This is a genomic window from Allobosea psychrotolerans (assembly GCF_002917105.1).
Lineage (GTDB): Bacteria > Pseudomonadota > Alphaproteobacteria > Rhizobiales > Beijerinckiaceae > Allobosea > Allobosea psychrotolerans.
Genome location: NZ_PQFZ01000014.1, coordinates 14152 through 31555, shown reverse-complemented (window position 1 = coordinate 31555; position 17404 = coordinate 14152). Strand labels below are relative to the sequence as shown.

At 65.0% G+C, this 17404-nt stretch carries 15 protein-coding genes and 1 pseudogene; 10 read left to right on the top strand and 6 right to left on the bottom strand.

Annotated features, from left to right (window positions below; all coding sequences use genetic code 11):
* Positions 1-6: 6 nt before the first annotated feature.
* On the bottom strand, positions 7-1377 hold the full coding sequence (locus CYD53_RS20730; RefSeq protein ID WP_103719988.1) for an aminotransferase family protein: 1371 nt from the start codon (positions 1375-1377) through the stop codon (positions 7-9).
* Positions 1378-1660: 283 nt separating this feature from the next.
* Here CYD53_RS20730 and CYD53_RS20725 point away from each other — a divergent pair, with 283 nt between their 5' ends.
* The 5 genes and pseudogenes from CYD53_RS20725 to CYD53_RS20705 form a co-directional block, all read left to right on the top strand.
* The gene (locus CYD53_RS20725) at positions 1661-2590 is read left to right on the top strand and encodes an aminotransferase class IV (protein WP_245928358.1); all 930 of its coding nucleotides are present in this window, start codon (positions 1661-1663) and stop codon (positions 2588-2590) included.
* Between the two features lie 67 nt (positions 2591-2657).
* Complete coding sequence (locus CYD53_RS20720) at positions 2658-3701, top strand: amino acid ABC transporter substrate-binding protein (RefSeq protein WP_103719987.1); 1044 nt, start codon at positions 2658-2660, stop codon at positions 3699-3701.
* 167 nt (positions 3702-3868) lie between these two features.
* Entirely contained in the window at positions 3869-4867 is a 999-nt protein-coding gene (locus tag CYD53_RS20715) for an amino acid ABC transporter permease (RefSeq protein WP_181011956.1), read from the top strand.
* A 5-nt stretch (positions 4868-4872) separates the two neighbouring features.
* Positions 4873-5925: an amino acid ABC transporter permease gene (locus CYD53_RS20710; RefSeq protein ID WP_103719985.1), complete on the top strand. Its 1053-nt coding sequence runs from the start codon at positions 4873-4875 to the stop codon at positions 5923-5925.
* A 229-nt stretch (positions 5926-6154) separates the two neighbouring features.
* Positions 6155-6328 (top strand): annotated as a pseudogene (locus CYD53_RS20705) (SDR family oxidoreductase); the annotation flags it as partial.
* Positions 6329-6345: 17 nt separating this feature from the next.
* On the opposite strand, the gene CYD53_RS20700 reads toward CYD53_RS20705, so the two are convergent.
* From CYD53_RS20700 to CYD53_RS20685, 4 genes are all read right to left on the bottom strand, one after another.
* Entirely contained in the window at positions 6346-7392 is a 1047-nt protein-coding gene (locus CYD53_RS20700; protein WP_103719983.1) for a DUF2891 domain-containing protein, read from the bottom strand.
* Positions 7373-7570 (bottom strand): hypothetical protein, encoded by a 198-nt coding sequence (locus CYD53_RS20695; protein WP_146055960.1) that lies wholly within the window; start codon positions 7568-7570, stop codon positions 7373-7375. Before CYD53_RS20695 ends, CYD53_RS20700 begins: the two co-directional genes overlap by 20 nt.
* 140 nt (positions 7571-7710) lie before the next feature.
* Positions 7711-9141, bottom strand: a complete 1431-nt coding sequence (locus CYD53_RS20690; protein WP_103719981.1) for an MmgE/PrpD family protein — start codon at positions 9139-9141, stop codon at positions 7711-7713.
* A gap of 11 nt (positions 9142-9152) precedes the next feature.
* A complete protein-coding gene (locus CYD53_RS20685; protein WP_103719980.1) occupies positions 9153-9818 on the bottom strand; it encodes an FCD domain-containing protein in 666 nt (221 codons plus the stop codon).
* 210 nt (positions 9819-10028) lie between these two features.
* On the opposite strand from CYD53_RS20685, the gene CYD53_RS20680 reads away from it, so the two are divergent.
* The 3 genes from CYD53_RS20680 (at position 10029) to CYD53_RS20670 (ending at position 14049) form a co-directional block, all read left to right on the top strand.
* Positions 10029-11090, top strand: a complete 1062-nt coding sequence (locus CYD53_RS20680) for an ABC transporter ATP-binding protein (protein ID WP_103719979.1) — start codon at positions 10029-10031, stop codon at positions 11088-11090.
* A gap of 52 nt (positions 11091-11142) precedes the next feature.
* Positions 11143-12204, top strand: coding sequence for an ABC transporter substrate-binding protein (locus tag CYD53_RS20675; protein ID WP_103719978.1), 1062 nt, complete (start codon positions 11143-11145; stop codon positions 12202-12204).
* 114 nt (positions 12205-12318) lie between these two features.
* Positions 12319-14049, top strand: a complete 1731-nt coding sequence (locus CYD53_RS20670) for an ABC transporter permease (protein WP_103719977.1) — start codon at positions 12319-12321, stop codon at positions 14047-14049.
* On the opposite strand, the gene CYD53_RS20665 is transcribed toward CYD53_RS20670, so the two are convergent.
* A complete protein-coding gene (locus tag CYD53_RS20665) occupies positions 14050-14736 on the bottom strand; it encodes an FCD domain-containing protein (protein WP_103719976.1) in 687 nt (228 codons plus the stop codon). It lies immediately after the preceding gene.
* A 136-nt stretch (positions 14737-14872) separates the two neighbouring features.
* Here CYD53_RS20665 and CYD53_RS20660 point away from each other — a divergent pair, with 136 nt between their 5' ends.
* The gene (locus tag CYD53_RS20660) at positions 14873-16291 is read left to right on the top strand and encodes an MmgE/PrpD family protein (RefSeq protein WP_103719975.1); all 1419 of its coding nucleotides are present in this window, start codon (positions 14873-14875) and stop codon (positions 16289-16291) included.
* 2 nt (positions 16292-16293) lie between these two features.
* On the top strand, positions 16294-17361 hold the full coding sequence (locus tag CYD53_RS20655) for an isocitrate/isopropylmalate dehydrogenase family protein (protein WP_103719974.1): 1068 nt from the start codon (positions 16294-16296) through the stop codon (positions 17359-17361).
* The last annotated feature ends 43 nt before the right edge of the window (positions 17362-17404 follow it).

The window sequence follows — 17404 nt, the reverse complement described above, 5'->3', positions numbered from 1 at the left end:
TTGCGGCTACTCGGCCGGCATGTCCTTCAGCACCTGATCCAGCGCTCGCGTCAGCCGCTCGAACAATTCGTCGATTTCCGCGGTGGTGATGATCAACGGCGGCGAGAGCACGAGGCAGTTCGCCAATGGCCGGACGATGATGCCTGCCTCGAGGCCGGCCTGATAGACCTGCGCCGGCAAGCCGCCGATGCGCAGCGAGGCCGGGACCGCTCCGCCATCGCCGGGCTGCTTCAATTGCACCGCGCCCAGCAGCCCGAAACAGCGCGTCTCGGCAACGAGCGGATGGTCCTTCAGCGCGGCAAGACCGCGCGCCCAGGCCGGCATGATGGCGCGCACATGAGCGACGAGATTGCGCCGCTCATAGATCTCGATCGTCTTCAGGGCCACCGCGGCGGCGACCGGGTGGGCATGATAGGTGCCGCCATGGGCGAACCAGCCCTTCTCGGTGCTGCCGCGCTCCAGCCGGTCGTAGAAATCGCCCGACATCAGGATCGCCGAGATCGGCTGATAGGCGCTCGACAGCGCTTTTGACGAGGTCATGCAGTCGGGCTTGATGTCCAGCGTCTGGGTGCCCCAGAACTGCCCGGTCCGGCCGAACCCGGTAACCACCTCGTCGGCGACCAGCAGGATGCCGTAAGTGTCGAGCACCGCCTTCATCTTGGTGAAGTAGCCGGCTGGCGGAACGTACATGCCGGCGGATACGGAAACCGGCTCTGCGAAGAAGGCCGCGACCGTTTCCGGGCCGGCCTGCTCGATGACCGATCTGAGTTCGGCGGCCAGGCGATCGCCATACGCCGACTCGCTCTCGCCCGGCTCGGCACCGCCTGGCCAATTGGGATGGCTGACATAAAGGCATTCATCCGTCGGCACCGCGAAGGAGCGATGCAGATCGGAGCCGCCGCCGAGCGCCGTCAACTGGATCGTGCTGCCGTGATAGCTCGACCAGCGGCTGATGATCTTGCGCCGCCTCGGCTCGCCGGAGAAGCCGTTCGCGTACCAGATGAATTTGATCAGGTGATCATTCGCCTCGGAGCCGGTGGTGGCGAAGGTGACATGGGTTTGCGGCATCGGCGACAGGGCCGCGAGTTTCTCCGCCAGCTCCATGACGGCGGGAACCGTGCGGTCGATCGCCGAGGGATAGATCGGCAAGGCGCGCATTTGCGCGATGGCGGCTTCGATCAGTTCTTCGTCGCTATAGCCCAGCGCGACGCAGTAGAAGGACGAGACCGCCTCGATGTAATCACGCCCGCGCTCGTCGAAGACCCGGATGCCGCGCCCACCCGTCAGGACCAGCGGCCGCTCCGAGCGTAGCCGCTTGAGGTCGCTGAAGCCGAGCATCAGGGTGTCGTTGCGGTAGTTCAGCTTGGTCGAGGCCATGTCGCTCTCCTGCCGGCTTGCGCATAATCCGCGATGGGTGAATTGATGCAGCTTGGATTGCTGCCGATAGTGTGATCACATCATGCCGTCTGCCGGTTGTCGAGAGATTGGAGCGAAAAGCTCATGCGCTGCAAGCTTGGTCATATTGCTCAATTTTGCAGCTCAAAATGCTGAAAATGACCGCGCCCGATAACGGCCCGATCTTGACGCTGGCGGCGATATCTCGCCTGATGTGATCACATATTCCGCCTTCGAGATGCCGATCGCGATACGGAGAATGACGATGGAGACTGCGACCGCAGGGAACGTCGATTGGTCGAAGGGCGCTGCCTATCTCGACGGGGCCTATATGCCGGTCTCCGAGGCCAAGCTCTCGATCACCGATTGGGGCTATCGTCGCTCGGACGTGACCTATGACGTCGTCAGCGTCTGGGATGGTGCGTTCTTTCGTCTCGACGATCATCTCGCCCGCTTCCGCGCCTCGATCGGAGCCATGCGCTTCACTCCGAAGGAGAGCGACGCGGACATCCGCGCGATCCTGCACGAGCTCGTGCGGCTGTCGGGCCTGCGCGAGGCCTATGTGGCGATGGACTGCATGCGCGGTCGGCCCAGCCCCGAGCAGCGCTATCACCCGGTCAATGCGCGCAGCTATCTCGCCGCCTTCGCCATTCCCTATGTCTGGCAGATGAAGCCCGATGTCATCGCGCGCGGCGCGCATATGATCATCGCCTCGACGCCGCGCATTCCCGATGTCTGCCTCGACGCCCGCATCAAGAATTTCCACTGGGCCGACATGACGGCGGCGATGTTCGAGGCCGAGGAGAAGGGCGCCGACAACCCGATCCTGCTCGATCTTGATGGCAACGTCACGGAAGGTCCGGGCTACAACATCTTCTGCATCACCGACGGCAAGGTCGCGACCGCCGACCGCAACGTGCTGCACGGGATCAGCCGGCTGAGCGCGATCGATCTTTGTGCCGAGCTGGGGCTGCCTTGCGAGGCGAGGGCGGTGCCGGTCGAGGAGTTTCGCCAGGCCGACGAGATCTTCGCCACGAGCACTGCAGGCGGCATCATTCCCGTAACCAGGCTCGACGGGCGCATTCTCGGCAATGATCGCCCGGGACCGATCTCGGAGCGTTTGCGCGAGGCTTATTGGGCAAAACGGCATCAAGGCTGGCATGCCGAACCGATCGACTACAGCGCCGCCAGCTAGTTTCGGGGCGAGAGCCCCGCGTCGCCTTCGATTTTGTCTTTTGTCTCAGGCAGGGAGTGATCGGGTCATGACGAGCTTGCGGAAACTGGCTTATGCGGCGGCGCTTGCCGTTTGCGGACTAGGTGCGGCGGGCCTGTCCGCCGAAGCCCAGGTCAAGAGTCCAACGCTGGACGCGGTCAAGAAGCGCGGCGAGCTGAATTGCGGCGTCGATACCGGCATTCCCGGCTTCGCCTTCCAGGATTCGACCGGCAAATGGAAGGGGCTCGACGTCGCCTATTGCCGCGCCATCGCGGCAGCGGTGCTGGGCGATGCGGAGAAGGTCAAATATGTCGGGGTGACCACCAAGGTCCGCTTCACCGTGCTGCAATCGGGCGAGATCGATGTCCTGATCCGCGACAGCACGCTGACCTTCACGCGCGACACGCAGCTCAACCTCTCACCCATCGCGGTGAACTTCTACGCTGGCCAGGCCTTCATGGTGAAGAAGAGCCTGAAGGTCGCCTCCGCGAAGGAATTGAACGGCGCGACCATCTGCATGCTCACGGGCGCCACGCTCGAGCTCAACATCGCCGATTACGGCGCCGCCAACGGCATCAAGATCAACTCCCTGTTGTTCGACAAGCCGGAAGAGGCCTTCGCGGCGGCGGAGGCGGGGCGCTGCGACGGCTACTCCGATGATTCCGGCAGCGTCGCCGCCGCGCGCTCGACCATGAAGACGCCTGACGACTGGGTGATCCTGCCCGAGATCATCTCCAAGGAGCCGCTCGGCATCTTCGCGCGCGAAGGCGACGAGAAATGGGGCGATATCCTGAAATGGACGCATATGATCCTGCTGACGGCCGAGGAGATGGGCGTCACCAAGGCCAATGCCGACCAGATCAAGGCCAGCAAGCCGGTCGATCCCTTCATGCAGCGCCTGCTTGGCCTCGACGAGGACTTCAGCAAGCAGCTGGGCCTCGACGGCGCCTGGTCCTACCGCATCATCAAGGCCGTGGGGAATTATGGCGAGATCTATGACGAGTATTTCGGCCCTAAGGCACTCGGCCTGCCGCGTGGAACCAATAATCTCTGGACCAAGGGCGGGCTTCAATATGCCCTGCCGCTGCGTTGATGGCTGTGGCTGACACCGCGGTCCTGATCGCGCGACAGCCAGCCCCGAGACAGCAAAGGCGCGGTTCTTTCCGCGCCTTTGCCTGGCAAGGCCTCTTCCTGTGCGCGCTCGCCCTCTTCGCATGGTTCATCATCGCCAACGCGTCGGATAATCTGGCGGCGCGGAACATGAATTTCGGCTTCGCTTTCCTCTCCCAGCGGACCGGTTTCGACATCCCCTTCCATATCGTGCCCTGGTCGACGGCCGATAGCTATGGCCGGGCCTTGTGGGTCTGCCTGCTCAACACCCTGCTCGCCGCGGCGATCGGCATCGTCCTGGGTTCGCTGCTGGGTTTCCTGCTCGGCGTGATGCGCCTCTCGGCAAACTGGCTGGCGCGCAGCCTGTCGCTGGCGATCATCGAGATCGTGCGCAACACCCCGCAATTGCTGCAGATCATCTTCTGGTATGTGGTGATGATCCAGGCGCTGCCGCCGCCGCGCAACGGCCTGGCTCTGCCGGGCGGCATGATCCTCAGCGTCCGCGGCCTGAACATGCCCAGCATGGAGATGGGCGCTGCCGGCCTGTGGCCGTTCCTGCTGCTGGTGGCTACGCTGTGCCTCGTCCCTGTGTTCAGGGGGCTGCGCCGCCGGCATCGGGCTTTCGGCTGGGCCGCGCCGCTGCTGCCCGCTCTCGCGCTTGTGCTCGTCCTGCTGTCGATCGACCATCTCGATTACCCGACGCTGCGCGGCTTCAACTATGTCGGGGGCGTCGTGGTGCCGCCCGAATTGATCGCGCTGGTCGCCGGGCTGTCGCTCTACATGTCGGCCTTCGTCGCCGAGATCGTGCGCGCCTCGCTCCAGGGCATCGCTAGGGGCCAGCGCGAAGCGGCATCCTCGCTTGGCCTGTCCGGAGCGCAGGCGCTGTTCCTGGTCATCCTGCCGCAGGCCCTGCGGGTGATGATCCCGCAACTGACGAACCAGTATCTCAACCTGACCAAGAGCACCTCGCTCGGCGCTGCGATCGCCTATCCGGAGCTGGTCCAGATCTATGCCGGCACGGTGCTCAACCAGACCGGGCGTGCGCTCGAAACCATGTTCCTGGTGATGATCATCTTCCTCGGCATCAACCTCGCCATCTCCGGTTTCATGGCCTGGTATAATGCCCATGTCGCGATCATGGAGCGCTGATCGCGATGGCGCCGACGCATGTCTGGGTCAAACGGAACCTGTTTCCATCGCTGTCCAGCGGCTTGCTGACGCTGGTTCTGGCTGGTGTGATCATTGTCTTGGTCAAAGCGATCTTCGACTGGGCGGTGACGGACGCAACGATCTCCGGCACCACGCGCGCCGCCTGCAATGCCGGCGGCGCCTGCTGGACCTTCATCAAGGTCAGGTTCGATCTGTTCTTCTATGGCCGCTATCCCTCGCCCGAGCGCTGGCGGGTCGACCTTGCCTTGGCTCTGGTCGTCGGCACCACGGCGGCGACGCTCATTGCGCCGCCGCGCTGGCAGGGCTGGCTCGCGCTGATCCTGCTCGGCTTCGTGCCCGCGGTGGCCGGCATCCTCCTGGTCGGCGGGCTGTTCGGACTTGCCTATATCGCCACCAATCTCTGGGGCGGCTTGATGCTGAACATCCTGCTCACTGCGGTTGCGGGCGGTGGCGGCTTCATCCTCGGCGTCTTCCTGGCGCTCGGCCGTCGCTCGAAATATCCGGTCATCCGCCTGTTCTCGATGCTGTTCATCGAGCTGTGGCGCGGCGTGCCATTGCTGACCGTGCTCTTCATGGCGATGCTGCTGGTGCCGCTGTTCATGCCCAATGGCGCGACGATCGACAATCTGCTGCGCGCGATGCTGGCGCTGACGCTGTTCACGGCGGCCTATATGGCGGAGATCGTGCGCGGCGGCCTGCAGGCGATCCCGCGCGGCCAGGCCGAGGCCGCGACCGCGCTTGGCCTGCGGCCATGGGCGATCCAGTGCTTCATCGTCCTGCCGCAGGCGCTCCGGCTGGTCATTCCCGGCCTCGTCAACACGGTGATCGACCTGTTCAAGGACACGACGCTGGTCAGCATCGTCGGCCTGTTCGACCTTCTCGCCGTGATCACTCAGGCCCAAAAGGACCAGGCCTGGCTTGGCATGGCGCGGGAGGGTTATGCCTTCGCGGTGGTCGTGTTCTTCCTGTGCTGCTTCGGGATGTCGCTGTTCAGCCGCCGCCTCGAGCATCGCCTGAACCGCCATCTGCGCTATTGAGCGATCGCGCGATGATGCCGGGAAAGCGCTGCGGCCAGCCCGGCTAGAGCCGTTTCCGATCCAATGGGATCGTTCGACAGCTCCAGCTCTTTGTTCCGACGCGCTGTTTTCACGCGAACCGGTGTCCGCCGCGCTCGAAAGCGCTTCAGCCGGTCACCACGAGTTCGCAGCCTGCGCGCCGGATCGGCGCCGAAATCTGCTCATTCGGCTCGCGGTCGGTGATTAGCGCGAGCGCTTTTCGAATGCCGAGCAGATTGAGGCGATGCGCCGAGCGGTGCCGATGGGCCGCGTCGGCACCTCGGATGACTGCGTCGGAGCTTTTCTCTTCCTGGCCTCGGGGGAGCTCAGCGGCTACGTCACCGGCCAGGTGCTGGAGGTCAATGGCGGCCTGCTGATGCCGTAGCCTGCTCGGGTGCGACGTCACCCGGCGGGGGCATCGCCGGCCTCGAGCGCGAGCAGGGCAAAGGTCGCGAGCCAATGCTCGCCCATATAGTCGCCGGCGATATGCGGCAACCCGGCCGCGAGATGGCGCTGCGCCGCCTCCAGCGCCATCTCGCGGCGCGGATCATCGGCGGGCAAGCTCGCCGCCAGCGCGCGCCAGCACCAGGCCCGGCTGAGATTGAGGCCGTCGAGATGGGCGATCTTGCCGTCGCTGCGATCGCTGACGGAGGCAGGCTCGAACAAGGTCCGTGGCTGGCGGTTCTCGATGCGCGGCAGAAAACGCGCGAGCCAGGGCAGGAACGCTTCCGGCGCCAGCAGGCGGCGCATGCATTCGGCCTCGATCAGCGCCGAGGACTGGAAATCGTCGCCGCTTGGCTCGCCCCAGGCCGGGCAGTCGGCGTCCTCGCCATACCAGCGCAGGCCGGTCTCGCGCAGCAGCGTGGTGAGCGCGGCATCCTGCGTGGCCTCGGCATAATCGGCCGCCATCCTGAGGCCGAAGGCGGTGTTGAAATGCGTGCCGACGCGGACCGGATAGGTCGCGAGCGGCAGGAAGTCGCGGAAGCGCTGGGCGAAAGCCTCGGCGAGCGGGGCGAGCCTGACGGACCAGTCCTGGAGCGGCAAATCCTGGCGCGGCAAGCCGGAGAGCTCGGCTGCGAGCTTCAGCAGCCAGGCCCAGCCATAGGGGCGCTTGAAGCCGCGCGCCGTCGGCGTGGCGAGGTAGTCACATTCGGCAGCGACCTTGTCCGCGGTGAACTGCGCGTCGAACAGCGCCGTGATCTCGCTGGCGGCGGCGGTCTCCGGAAAGCGTCGCAGCACCCGGGCGAGCAGCCAGTAGCTGTGGACGCAGGAGTGCCAGTCATAGCTGCCGTAGAAGATGGGGTGCAGCTCGCGCGGCGTGCGCGCATCCTGCGGCCCGGCGAGGACATGGTCGGGTTTGTTGGGATATTCGCGCCCGACATGGCCAAGCGCGATCCGCGCGAAGCGTTCGGCGATCTCGGCGGTCAGCTCACGGGGTTCTGTCGGCATGCTGTGTCTCCTTGGCGAGGCTGCTTCTGCGGACACGGACGATCCATTCGATCAGCAACAGCAGCAGATAGATCGGCAATTGGGTTGCGGCAAAGAACAGCGAGATCGACGGGGCCGCGCCAGTGCCCAGCGCCGACCAGACCAGGCCGACATTGCGGTTGCCAAGCGCGAGCCCCACGGTCAAACGCTGACGGAGCGAACTTGTGGCGACGACAACGGGGGGCGCTCGCCCCAGTGCGAGCGCGATGGAGCGGCTGATTTTCGGGGCCGCGCCGGCAATGCGTGCGATGCGGCCGGACAGATCCTGCGCGGAAGGCGTCAGGCCGCCGAATAGACGGGCTGTGCGGTCCCGGTCATCAAGGCCATCAGGCGCGACAGATCGGCGCCGGTATCGAAGCTCCGGGCCAGCGCCAGGATCTCGTCCTGCGCTGCGCTGTCGAGCACGCCCTCGGCGCACATGCGGAACTTGCCATCGAGATCGGCGTCGCTGATCGGATTCAGCGGGCCGCCGCGATAGCGCTCGTCGGCCCATTGCACGAGGATGCGCCCGTCTTTTGTCTCGACCTCTATGCGCGAGCGGATGAGGTCGTAGCCCCTGGCGTCGATCTCGGGATCGTTGATCACATCGGTGCGCGCCTGCAGGTCCTGCATCGCCTCTCCGGCCACGAAGGCGTCTTCGAACTCGTGATGGCTGGCGCGCCGGCAGAGCACGATCATCGCCAGCAGCGCCGGCATGGAGAATTTGGCCTGCAGATGGTTCCTGGCGATCGGATAGCGGATCGGCTCGATGATGTTCTTGCCGGCGAAAAAGCGCACGCGCTCCACCTGCTCCGGTTTCAGGTCGTGATCGAGGACGAGCTTCAGCATCGCATCCATGGATTGATGCGTCAGGATCCCGGACGGGTAGGGCTTGATCGAGATTCCCGGGTTCTCGATGGTGAGCGGCCGACCGAAGCCTTCTTTGGCCTTCTGCGCGTCGAAACCTTCGCCCATCACCGAGAAAAAGCCCCAGGGCCCGTCCAGCGCCGCAGGGTCGGCGTCGAAGCCTCGGGCGGCGAGGAGCGCGGCGGTGACGCCATTCTCGCAGGCGCGTCCGACATGCAGCGGTTTGGTCATCGTGCCGAAATTGCAGCGGATGCCGGCAGCGAAACTCGCTGCCATTCCCAGCGCATGGGCGAGCCGGTCTCCCGACAGGCCCATGAGATGGGCGGCGGCGACGCAGGCACCGAATGTTCCGACCGTGCCGCTTGTGTGATGGCCGCGCCGGTAGTGCCGTGGCGTCATCCACTCCGAGATCTTGCACTCGACCTCGAAGCCGAGCTGGAAGGCCAGCATCACCGCCTTGCCGTCGCGGATGCCCATCCGCTCCGCCGTGACCAGCGCCGCCGTCAGCGGCGGTACGGTCGGATGCGTGAGCAGCCCGTAGATATGGGCGGGATCATGCGAGACCTGTGTGTCGTCCCAGTCATGCGCATGGCCGGCGGTGCCCCAGACACGGGCTGCGAGCGCCGCCGGCACGCGGCGAGCGCCGGCTGCCGGCAGTGGCGCATCGGCCCGCCCGCCTTGTTCGAGGGCGTCAGCGATGAGGATCTGGACCGAATGCTCGCGACTGCCCGCGAGATAGAGGCCGAGCGCATCGACGATGCAGCGTCGTCCGATCCGCAGAGCCTCGTCCGGGAGGTCGGCATAGCTGGTGGTCTCGACGAAGCGGAGAGCTTGGCGGGTGATGTTGCTGGCGGCTGCGCTCACGGGAGTTCCTCTCAAGTCAGATGGTTCGCCATCAGGCGTGTCTTGGCCGTGGCCACGTGGTTGAAGTGTGCGGCATAGGCGCGGGCGGGGTCGCGCGCTGCGATGGCTTCCACCATCTCGCGATGCTCTTCGTTGGAGGCGTGCACGGAATCCGCCAGCATCAGGTTGCGGGTGCGATAGAGCCGCAACTGCTTGACGAGCGCGAGATAATGCGCGGCGAGCGTGGCGTTGCCGGCGCGGGTGACGATCGCTTCGTGCAACGCGAAATTCTCGGTGATGTAGGTCTCGAAATCGTCGCGCGCGACGGCCTCGTCCATGGCCGCGACATGGCTGCGCAGGCGCTCGACATCCGCTTCACTGGCCCGGATGGCGAGACATTGCCCGGCGAGGGCGAAAAGCGCGGCGCGTACGTCGTAGATATCGGCGGCTTGCGCGGCCGTGAGCCGCCGCACGAAGACGCCGCGGTTGGGAATGGTGTCGATCAGGCCGGTGCGGTCGAGCGAGCGCAGAGCCTCGCGAATGGGGCCGCGGCTGATGCCGAAACGCAGAGCCAGCGCCTGCTCGTTGATCTTGTCGCCGGGTGCGTATTCGCCGCCCAAGATCACGCGCTCGATCTCCTGCTCGATCAGCATCGGCAGGGAGCGATCCCTCAACAGCTCGATGGCTTGGGCGAGCATTGGCTTTCCTTCCTCTACAATCGTCGGTAAAATGTCATCTGAAGAATGTCAACAATCTGCAAAATGAAATGCTTATTGTTGACAATCTAACCGGAGGTTCGTAGCCTTAGATCGATAGCTCACACAGAGGCGGACGTAGCCCGGCGCAATGCCGGAGGATGCGCAACGCCCGAGCTGATCTTGCGACGAAACGGCGTCTGGGAGGATGCATTGGCGTTTCTGGAGCTGGCCGACCTCACCATGCGCTATGGCGCGCTGACCGTGGTCGATCGCGTCGACCTCAAAGTCGAGAAGGGCGATCTCGTCTGCCTGCTCGGGCCATCGGGCTGCGGCAAGACGACGACGCTGCGACTGATCGCCGGCTTCATCACACCAAAGGGCGGTGAAATTCACGTCGGCGGCCGCACGATCTCGTCGGCCGGGTGGAGCGAGCCTCCGGAGCGGCGGGGCATGTCGATGATCTTCCAGAGCTATGCGCTCTGGCCGCACATGACTGTTCGCGAGAATATCGGCTACGGCCTGATGCTCCGGAAGATGTCGGCCGCCGAGATTGCCCGGCTCGTCGACAAGATTCTCGACGTCACGCGGTTGAAGGCGCTTGCCGAGCGCTATCCCGGAGAGCTTTCGGGCGGGCAGCAGCAACGCGTCTCACTGGCCCGCGCGCTCGTCGTCGAGCCCGAGATCCTGCTGCTGGACGAGCCGCTCTCCAATCTCGACGCCAATCTGCGCGAGGAGATGCGCTTCGAGATCCGCCGCCTGCACGATGCCTTTCGCTATACCACGGTCTATGTGACGCATGATCAGGCCGAGGCCATGACGACGGCCGATCTGATCGTCGTGATGAACCAGGGTCGCATCGAGCAGGCCGGGAGTCCCGAGGATATCTACGAGCGGCCGCAGTCAGAATTCGTCGCGCGCTTCCTTGGCGGCACCAATATCCTGAAGGGCCGCTGGCTCGATGCCGATACGGTGGAATGCGGTCCGCTGAAACTGCGTTGCGGTGCCGGCGATTTCTCCGCCGGCGGGGACGGCGTCGTCTCGGTGCGCCACCACGACATCGTGTTGGACTCCAAGCCCCAGGGCGACGGCCCCAACCGGACGCAGGGCACGGTCCTGCGCCAGGTCTATCTCGGCTCGCATCGCGACTACCTGATCGAGCTTCCCGGCGGTGCGCAGATTCGCACGGTGGCCGAACCTCATCTGTCCATCGATCGCGGCCAGCCCGTCTGGCTGCACTTCCCGCAGGAGTATTGCCGCGCCCTGGCTCGCTGAACAGGGGCCCAAAGGCCGTTTTAGCCAACCATAACAATCGGGAGGAACGAAAATGAAACGCCCAACGTTCGACAGACGCTCCGTGATGGCCGGCCTTCTTCTCTCCACGGCTCTGGGCGGCCTGCCCGCCTTTGCGCAGGCCCCCGCACCCTATGACGTCACGCCGGAGCTCATCGAGGCGGCGAGGAAGGAAGGCACCGTCACCTTCTATACCGCCACCGATGTCGTGGTTGCCGAGCGGGTCGGCAGCGCCTTCGAGGCGAAATATCCCGGCATCAAGGTCAAGGTCGAGCGCTCAGGCTCGGAACGCGTGTTCCAGCGCCTCAGCCAGGAGTACGGCAGCTCGATCTACAACGCCGATGTGGTGGAAACCTCGGATGCGGTGCACTTCGTGCTGTTCAAGCGCAATGGCTGGCTGGCTCAGGCCGTGCCGGCAGAGGTCGCCAAGGATTGGCCGAAGGAGGCCAAAGATCCGGACGGCTACTACGCCGCCTATCGCGCGCATCTCTCGGTCATCGGCTACAACACCAAACAGGTGAAGGCCGAGGAGGCGCCCAAGAGCCACGCCGATCTGCTCAATCCGAAATGGCGCGGCCGCATCGTAAAAGCCCATCCCGGCTATTCCGGCACGGTGATGACCGGGACCGACGTGCTGAGCCAGGCGCTCGGCTGGGACTTTTTCGAGAAGCTCGGCAAGCAGCGCATCATGCAGGTGCAGTCATCGACCGAGCCGCCGAAGAAACTGGCCCAGGGCGAGCGCTCCATCGAGGCTGACGGCAACGAATACAACATGTTCATGCTGAAGGAGAGCGGCGTTCCCGTCGAGATCGTCTATGCGACGGAGGGCACGCCAATCGCCATCGGCCATGGCGGCCTGCTCAAGAACGCGCCGCATCCCAATGCCGCGAAGCTGTTCTACTCCTTCCTGTTCGATCAGGAGACGCAGCAGCTCAACAGCGATTCTGGCGGGCTGCGCTCCTTCCACCCGCGCGTCAAGGAGAAGGAGACGCGCACGCCGCTCTCCAAGATCAAGCTGCTCTATTCCGACCCGGTCAAGCTCGAGCCCAATATCGAGATGATCAAGAAGAAATACGAAGAGTATTTCGGCACCTGATCCGGTCGAGGCCGTCCTTCCGCGGCGCGGGCGTTCCGCGCCGTCGCTTCGCCTTATGACGACATCAGCACTCTGCATTTTCGCGTCGCGTGCTGGCTGCGTACGGAGATCCGCATGACTGCGATAACCGGGATCGACGCCGGGATTCCCACGCGCCGCATCACTTTCGACTGGTCGCGACCGATCTTCGTGCTGCTCACGGTGATCCTGGCGGTGCTGGTGGTGCTGCCGCTCGGCTGGCTCGGCTATTATGCGGTGACGGATCAGACGGGCAGCCTGAGCCTCGCCAATTTCAGGGCGCTGGTCACCGATGCGACGTTGCGCCGGCCTTTCATCGTCGCCATCACCATGTCGCTGAGCGTCGGGGCGATGTCCTGCGTCATCGCGGTCCCGCTTGCCTGGATCGTGGCGCGCACCGACATGCCGGGCCGCACCGTGGTGCGCGGGCTCGTCATGGCGTCCTTCGTGACGCCGCCCTTCCTCGGCGCCATCGCCTGGGAGATTCTCGCCGCGCCCAATAGCGGCATCATCAACGCCGTCTATCGCTGGCTGTTCGGCCTCGACCCTTACGAGTACCTCGTCGACATCTACACGCTCTCGGGGCTGGTCTTCGCCATCTCCTGCTACACGTTTCCCTATGTCTTCACATTGGTGACGAACGCGTTCGAACGTGTGCCGACCGAGCTGGAGGAGGCCTCCGCCATCCTCGGCGGCGGCCTTTGGCCGACCTTGCGCAAGGTGACGATCCCGCTCGTGCTGCCCGCCATGCTCGCCGGCTCGCTCATCGCGATCTTGCAGGCACTGACGATGTTCGGCTCGCCGGCCATCCTGGCGCTGCCGGCGAACTTCCATGTCATCACCACCAAGATCTGGAGCCTGTTCCAATATCCGCCCAAGCCAGGGCTTGCCGCCGCGGCCGCGCTGCCGCTGCTTCTCGTCACCATCCTGTTGCTGTGGACGCAGCGGCGCATCCTCGGCCGGCGCGGCTACACCACACTCGGCGGCAAGAGCGGGAGCGTGCGCATCACCGTGCTCGGGCGCTGGAAATGGCTGGCGCTCGGCTTCACCGTCCTCATCCTCTCGCTGACGGTTCTGATGCCCTATGCAGCGCTGGTGAAGACTGCGCTCACCCGCACAGTGGCCGAACCGCTTACCTTGGAGAGCTTCACGCTCCATCATATCTGGTTCGTGTTCTTCGAGTTTTCCGCGACGCAGCTGGCGCTGCGCAACACCTTCCTGCTCGGCTTTCTCACCGCGACCATCGGCACGGCGATCGCGCTCGTCGTGGCCTATCTCGTCACGCGCGGCACCTCGCGGGCAGCGCCCTATCTCGGCTACCTCGCGACCGCGCCGATCGCGATTCCCGGCATCGTGCTCGGTGTCGGCCTCTTCCTCAGCTATTCCAGCCCGATCCTGCCGCTTTACGGCACGCTCTGGATCCTGCTGATCGCCTTCCTGACCATCGAGATGCCGGCAGGCTACCAGCAGCTCTCCTCGGCCTTCAAAAGCGTGCATGTCGAGCTGGAGGAGGCGGGGCGCATTCTGGGTGCGACGCGGATGACGACGCTGCGCACCATCACCGCGCCGCTGCTGCGCTCCAATGTCGTGGCGGCCTGGTGCTTCGTCTTCATCGGCACGATCCGCGAACTCTCCGCCACGATCCTGCTGACGACGGCGGACACCAAGCTCGTCTCGGTCATCATCTACGACCTGAACGAATCCGGTGATCTCGGCGCGATCTCCGTGCTTGGGATCATGCTGCTGATGGTCTCGTTCGCCGTCGTGTTCCTCGCCAATCGCCTGCCGCTTCTCGGGGGCATGAGAGTTGGGCCGGTTCGTGGCTGATCAGGCGTCGGGATAATGACCGAGCGGGCCAAACAGCGCGTTGCGGCTGATCAGGACATGTTCCTCCAGCGCAGCTTCGGCCCCAGCGGGGTCGCGTGCAGCGATGCGTTCGAGGATGGCGCGGTGCTCGTCATTGGAGGTCGCCATCCGGCCCGGCATGTCGAGGGTGCGGCGGCGCAGCAGATGCATCTCGCGGTGGATCGCGGCGCATTCGGCCGCCAGGCGCATATTGCCGCCGAATTCGACGATGGCCTCGTGAAAGCGCAAATTGCCGGGATAGAAGCTGTTCAGGTCGCCGGCCGCCATGGCGGCGTCCATCTCCTCGACATAACCGGTGAGGATGGCGACCTGCTGGTCGGTGACGATGGGTGCCAGCAGCCGGCCAGCCAGGCCATAGAGTGCCGCCCGGATCTCGTAGAGTTCTGCCGCCTCGCGCCCATCGAGTGCGCGGATGAACACGCCGCGGTTGACGACGACATTCACCAGCCCGCTCTGCTCCAGCCCGCGACAGGCCTCGCGGATCGGCCCCCGGCTGACCCCCAGCTTGGCGGCCAGCGCATTCTCGTTGAGCCGCTCGCCGGCACTCAGTTCGCCCCGCTCGATCATCTGCTCCAGCTCACGGCGGATGATCGAGGTCAGCGACTGGTTGCGGCGAAGCTGGAGGGCGGAATCGATATCGAGACTCATGCCATGGGGTTCCTGCAAAGGGTTCCGTGCGGTTGCCGCAATCTATCAGCCGCAGTTGCGGGATGCCATCGAATCTTAAACTGTTGACAATCGGCAAAAGACAATTAGACGCTGATGACCGATCCTGGAGGACGCCATGAAGACGCCCGATAATCTTTCGCCTTCGGATAACGGCCTGACGCGCTATGTCGCGCGCTTCATCTGCGAGGCCTCACCGGCGGATTTGCCCGGTGATGTCGTGGCGCTCGGCAAGAAATCGATCCTCGACGGGCTCGGGCTGGCGCTGTCGGGCTCGGTTGCTCATAGCGGCGACTATGTCCGCCGGCATTTGCTGGATCTGAATCTCGGGGAAGGGCCGGCCACCGTGATCGGCTCGAAACTGAAGGTCGCGCCGCGTTTCGCCGCCTTCGCCAACGGCGTCGGCATTCATGCGGATGATTATGACGACACCCAGCTCGCAGTGGCCAAGGACCGGGTTTACGGACTGCTCACTCATCCGACCGCGCCCGCGCTGCCGGCAGCGCTTGCGATGGGCGAGGCGAAGGGTGCCAGCGGGCGCGAGGTGATGCTCGCCTATCATCTCGGCGTCGAGGTGGAGTGCAAGATCGCCGAGGCGATCAACCCGCGCCACTACCAGACCGGCTTCCACGCCACCGCCACCTGCGGCACCTTCGCGGCCGCCGCCGCCAGCGCCAAGCTGATGGGGCTCAACCTCGACCAGACCCTGCGCGCGCTCTCCATCGCCGGCAGCCAGTCGGCTGGCCTGCGCGAGAATTTCGGCACGATGACAAAGCCCTTCCATGCCGGGCGCTCGTCGGAGAGCGGCGTCGCGGCGGCCCAGTTCGCCGAATATGGCTGGAGCGCCACGGACAAGATTCTGGAGGCGCCGCGTGGTTTCTTCCGTGCCGCCGGCGGCGGCTATGACGAGGCTGCGATCCTGAATCAGCTTGGCGCGCCCTGGACCTTTGCGACGCCAGGTATCTCGATCAAGCCGCATCCGTCGGGCTCGCTCACCCATCCCGGCATGACCGAAATGCTGCGCCTCATCCGCGAGAACAGGATCACGGCCGGCGACGTCGAGCGGGTCCGCGTCGGCACCAACCACAACATGCCCAATGCCCTGATCCACCACCGCCCGACCAACGAGCTCCAGGCCAAGTTCTCGATGGAGTTCTGCATGGCGGCCCTGCTGATCGAGGGCAAAGCCGGCCTTGCCGAGTTCACCGACGAGGTGGTCAACCGCCCCGACGTCAAGGCGATGATCGAGCGCATCGACTTCGTCGTCGACGAGGAGGCGGAGGCCGCCGGCTACGACAAGATGACGACCCTGATCGCCATCACGCTGAAGGACGGCCGGACGATCTCGGGCCGGGCCGATTTCGGCAAGGGCAGCCCGACCAACCCGATGAGCTATGAGGACGTCTCCTACAAGTTCCGCGAGACCGCAGGCTTCGCCAAGCTTGCGCCGGAGCGGATCGAAGACGTGATCGCCCTGGTGCGCGATCTGGAGACGCTGCCCTCGATCGAGCGCCTGATGGCGCCCTTGCGGCTGTGACCATGGCTCAGCTCGTCATCGGCGCCCTCGACGGGGACGATATCGGCCACGAGATCGTGCCGGCGGCTGTGGCGGTGGTGCAGGCTGCCGCTGCCCGGCATGGGCTGGAGATCGACTGGCGGCCGATGCCCATCGGCCGCGCCGCGCTCGACAGCCACGGCACCACGATGCCCGAGGGCACATTGGAGACGCTCGCGACCTTCGACGGCTTCATTCTCGGCCCGATCGGCCATCAGGCCTATCCGAAGGGGCCGGGCGCGATCAATCCGCATCCGATCCTGCGCAAGCATTTCGACCTGTTCGCCAATGTCCGCCCGACGCGCTCCTATCCCGGCATCGGCTGCATCTATGACGATATCGACCTCGTCATCGTGCGCGAGAACAATGAGGGCTTCCAACCGGACCGCAATGTGGTGATGGGCTCCGGCGAGTTCAGGCCCAATGACGACCTGACGATCTCGGTGCGCGTCATCTCGCGCAAGGGCAGCCGCAAGGTCGCGCGCGCCGCCCTCGATATTGCCCGCTCGCGCAAGAAGCGCCTGACGCTCGTGCACAAGAACACCGTGTTCAAGCTCGGCTGCGGCATGTTCGTGGAGAGCTGCTACGAGGTGGCGAAGGATTATCCCGACGTTACGGTCGACGAGGTGATCGTCGATACCTTCGCCATGCGCCTGATCCGTGATCCGCAGAGCTTCGATACTGTGGTGACGACGAACATGTTCGGCGACATCTTGACCGACGAAGCTGCAGGGCTCGTCGGCGGGCTCGGCATGGCGCCAGGTCTCTGTATCGGGGAGGGTGGGCTGGCCATGGCGCAGGCGACGCATGGCTCGGCCCCCGACATCGCCGGCAAGGACATCGCCAACCCCTATGCGATGATCGAATCGGCGCGGATGCTGATCGAGCATCTCGGCCGCGCCAGGACGCTCCCGCAGGCGCTGGACGCCGCGCGAACGATGCAGCGCGCGATCGACAAGGCGCTGGCCTCACCGCAGACGCGCACGCGCGACATCCGCGGTACGGCCGGTACGCGGGCCATGACCGAGGCGATCGTCAGCGCAATCGGCTGAGAGGCTTCTGTTTGGAAATCTCCCGAGCCCTCATCCTTCGAGA